1 protein-coding gene is annotated in these 409 nt (G+C 60.4%); it reads left to right on the top strand.

Annotated features, from left to right (window positions below; translation table 11 throughout):
* Positions 1 to 409 (top strand): DDE-type integrase/transposase/recombinase (locus ACLD7X_RS19340; protein ID WP_411425299.1); only part of this gene is annotated, 409 nt, incomplete at both ends.

The raw sequence follows: 409 nt of genomic DNA on the forward strand, positions 1-409 counted from the left end.
GCGCGGCATCGACATCACGCATGAGACGGTGCGGTTCTGGTGGAACCGGTTCGGGACGATCTTTGGTTCTGAGATCAGGCGGAGCCGCGTCCAGGCGATGCGCCATTTCCGGCATCGGCGCTGGCATCTCGACGAGATGTTCGTCAAGATCAACGGGGTGAAGCACTACCTCTGGCGGGCGGTCGACCACGAAGGCGAGATGCTCGAAAGCTTCGTGACGAAGCGCCGGGACAAGAAGGCAGCGTTGAAGTTCTTACGAAAATCGCTTCGGCGGCATGGCTCTGCCGAGGCAATCGTGACGGATCGCCTGGCGTCCTATGGCGCTGCTCTGAAAGCATTGGGCGCGATCGACAGGCGGGAGATCGGCCGGTGGTTGAACAACCGGGTTGAGAATTCCCATCAACCGTTT

Origin of the sequence: Aphanothece microscopica RSMan92 (genome assembly GCF_046613545.2) — a bacterium.
In the GTDB taxonomy this organism is placed as follows: Bacteria; Cyanobacteriota; Cyanobacteriia; order PCC-6307; family Cyanobiaceae; genus NIES-981.